The 2,963-nt window shown below is 67.8% G+C and carries 5 protein-coding genes; all 5 read left to right on the top strand.

Annotation, left to right across the window (positions count from 1 at the left end):
* Window positions 1–607: 607 nt before the first annotated feature.
* The 5 genes from ACIQOV_RS35290 (at window position 608) to ACIQOV_RS35270 (ending at window position 2,732) form a co-directional block, all read left to right on the top strand.
* Entirely contained in the window at window positions 608–1,339 is a 732-nt protein-coding gene (locus tag ACIQOV_RS35290) for an XRE family transcriptional regulator (protein WP_401054925.1), read from the top strand.
* The gene (locus ACIQOV_RS35285) at window positions 1,326–1,793 is read left to right on the top strand and encodes an NUDIX domain-containing protein (RefSeq protein ID WP_401054924.1); all 468 of its coding nucleotides are present in this window, start codon (window positions 1,326–1,328) and stop codon (window positions 1,791–1,793) included. Before ACIQOV_RS35290 ends, ACIQOV_RS35285 begins: the two co-directional genes overlap by 14 nt.
* Before the next feature lie 68 nt (window positions 1,794–1,861).
* On the top strand, window positions 1,862–2,011 hold the full coding sequence (locus tag ACIQOV_RS35280; protein WP_401054923.1) for a hypothetical protein: 150 nt from the start codon (window positions 1,862–1,864) through the stop codon (window positions 2,009–2,011).
* A 62-nt stretch (window positions 2,012–2,073) separates the two neighbouring features.
* Complete coding sequence (locus ACIQOV_RS35275) at window positions 2,074–2,502, top strand: DoxX family protein (protein WP_401054922.1); 429 nt, start codon at window positions 2,074–2,076, stop codon at window positions 2,500–2,502.
* 101 nt (window positions 2,503–2,603) lie between these two features.
* A complete protein-coding gene (locus ACIQOV_RS35270; RefSeq protein WP_401054921.1) occupies window positions 2,604–2,732 on the top strand; it encodes a DUF397 domain-containing protein in 129 nt (42 codons plus the stop codon).
* The last annotated feature ends 231 nt before the right edge of the window (window positions 2,733–2,963 follow it).

The following is a 2,963-nucleotide window of genomic DNA, read 5'->3' as shown; positions in this document are numbered from 1 at the left end:
GGCATGCGAATGGAGTGCGGATCTGCCTCTGGCCGGGGCCTTGATCAGCCTCCCGGGACCGGGACGCCCTGGAAGGGGAGAGGGCGGCCGTCATGTCGGCGTCGGCAGTCGTGGCGGGCCACCGCAGTGGTGAGGGACTGGGCGCGGTCAGGGCCGATGCCGCGGATGCGGACGGGGCGCTGTATCAGGAGTGAGGCCCCGGCGACGTGCAGGTCCGCCGTGAATGGAGCCGACAGCCTCCCTATGGGCGAAGCCAGGAGCCTTTGGGTACCAGCAGGAGCGGACGGTGTGGGATGGTGGCGAAGCTGGGCCCGACCGCCCGTGTTCTGACAGACGACCCAGCACGGTCAAGTCCATGTGGAGGAGGCTGTCAATGACGCCCTGCACACGGCCGTACTGGTCATGGTCGGGTAGCGCGGAAGGGACACGCTGGGTGCGGGTGGGCGGCGCGGCATCTGTCACGCTCGAATCGTCGGGCAGCCTGACGGGACGTCATACCGCGTTTGCGGGACATTTGGGACGTCTGACTGATAGACCTTGAAACGTCCCTAATGTGGAAGGCCAGTCGGTGAACAGCCCACTCCGTGACGCAATGGCTCGTGCCAACATGACCTCGTCCAAGCTCGCGCGTGTGTGCGGTGTCGACCCCAAGACCGTCGACCGGTGGCTCGCGAACCCCTCGCGCGAGCCGCATGCCCGACACCGCTCAGCGGCCAGCCGGGCCCTCGGCGAGGAGGAAACCGTGCTCTGGCCGTCCGTACAGCAGCTGGTGAAGTCGGGGCCGGATCGGGAGCTGGTGCAGATGTATCCGTACCGGTCTGCGGCGCCGGCCATGCTGTGGCGTCAGCTGATGAAGGGGGCAACCCGGGAACTGACGTTCGCTGGGTACACCAACTACTTCCTGTGGCTTGAGCACGCGAACTTCGGCAGTTTGCTTCGGCAGAAGGCGGCGGCTGGAGTTCGCATCCGCTTCATCCTTGGCGAGCCCGGACACCCGGTCACCTGTCGGCGTGAGCTGGAGGAGGACGTCCCACTGAGTCTGTCGACCCGGATTGAGGTCACCCTGTCTGAACTGGCAAAGCTGCGGGACACGTCGATTGACGCGCGATATGAGACCGCACACGTCTCACTCAGCGTCTTCCGCTTCGACGACGACATGATCGTCACACCACTGCTGCCCGGTAGGATCGGCCACGACGCTCCGATGATGCATTTCAGGCGAGCCCAGGACGATGGTGTGTTCGATCGCTTCGCTGGTCACGTCGAAGACTTGTGGGCGAACGGGCGTGATGTATGGGCGATCCCGGCAACGGAGGTGGCGGATCATGTCCAGGCGTGACTACCAGGACGACCCGAACGCCCCCGAGGCGAACTCGTTGGTCCCGGCCGCGTCCGTGGTCGTGGTCGACGATACGGGCCGCGTTCTGCTCCAGCGACGTACCGACAACGGGATGTGGGCCCTGCCCGGCGGCAGGATGGACATCGGGGAGTCGCTCGCCGGGTGCGGTGTCCGCGAGACCCGCGAGGAGACCGGCATCGAGGTCGAGATCACCGGGATCGTCGGCACCTACACCGACCCCGGCCACGTCTTCGCCTACGACGACGGCGAGGTCCGCCAGGAGTTCTCCATCTGCCTCCTCGGACGCCCGCTCGGCGGGGAGCTGCGGGTGTCCGACGAGTCCCACGAGGTGGCGTGGTTCACCCCGGCCGAAACGGACGGGCTGCCGATGCTGCCGAGCATCCGCAAGCGGCTGGCCGACTGGCGCTCCGGGATGATCCCCGTGGTGCGCTAGCCACCGCTCGCTGTTCGGCTACGCAAACCCTGGTGGTCTTCCACGACACCGGCGCATGTGGGGCGAGCATGTCGTCGAACTGCAACTCCAGACCGCTGATCCCGGAGGTCACGGTCGAGGGCGATCGGGCCGGGCTGATCCGTGGGCGGCAGACCGTCGGCGAGCTGCTGGCGCTGGGAGTGGGGCTGCCGGAAGACTTCTTCTCCCGGGACCGATGAGTTCAGGCGGTGGCGGCGGTCAAACCTGGGAAAGCAACGACAGCCGACCAGGGAGACTTGAAATGTCCAGCACCGCCACCGCCGCCACCACGACCACCGCCACCGCCGCGAAGTCCAGCAAGGCCGTGGTCCGGGTGGTCTGGACGCTGCGGATCCTGCTCGCGCTCTTCTTCGCCCTGGCCAGCGCGCTGCCCAAGCTGCTCGCGCTCCCCGCCGCCACGACCGTTTTCGACGCCATCGGTGCAGGCCACTGGTTCATGTACCTGACCGGACTGGTGGAGCTGGCCGGAGCGGTCGGCCTGCTGGTCCGCCGGCTGGCCGGGCCGGCCGCGACGGCGCTGATCGTCTTCCTGTCGTTCGCGTTCGTTACCCAGCTCACCGCGATGCACGGCGAGAACGCCGGGACCCCGTTCCTCTTCATGGTGCCGCTGGCCGTCATCGCCTGGAACCGGCGCGCGGAGACGGGCGCGCTGCTCGGCCGCTCGCGCTGACCTGGTGCTTGGAGGGGTCCGTCAGCAGAGGGCCGGCGTCGCGGCGCCCTGGGCTTGAGCCGGGTCATACGGGAGACGGAGGGGCCGTGTCCTCGATTGGTATGGCTGCCTACGAAGGAGGCGACGGCGGCCTGGAGGTCGCCCTGCACTTCAAGTCCAGCTACAGCAGCAACGGCGGACAGTGCATCGAGGCATCCGACAGGATGGCCCGGCATCGTCCCCGTCTGTGACTCCAAGGCCCCGAGGTCCTGCCCTGGCCTTCCGCGCCGATGCATGGCGGTCGTTCGTTGCAGCCGTTCGAGACGGCGAGTTCGGCGACGTCTGGCGCACCGTGCGAGCTGCCCGAGACCCCACTGCCCAGATGGGTAGTGGGGTCTTCCGTCGCTATTTCCGGGTGTTGGTGCGGCGGGTGGGTTCGGCTGTGGTCGGGTCTTCGGGCCAGGGGTGGCGGGGGTAACGAC

Origin of the sequence: Kitasatospora sp. NPDC091257 (assembly GCF_044757675.1) — a bacterium.
GTDB lineage: Bacteria > Actinomycetota > Actinomycetes > Streptomycetales > Streptomycetaceae > Kitasatospora > Kitasatospora lactacystinica.
This window is presented reverse-complemented; position numbering and strand designations above follow the sequence as displayed.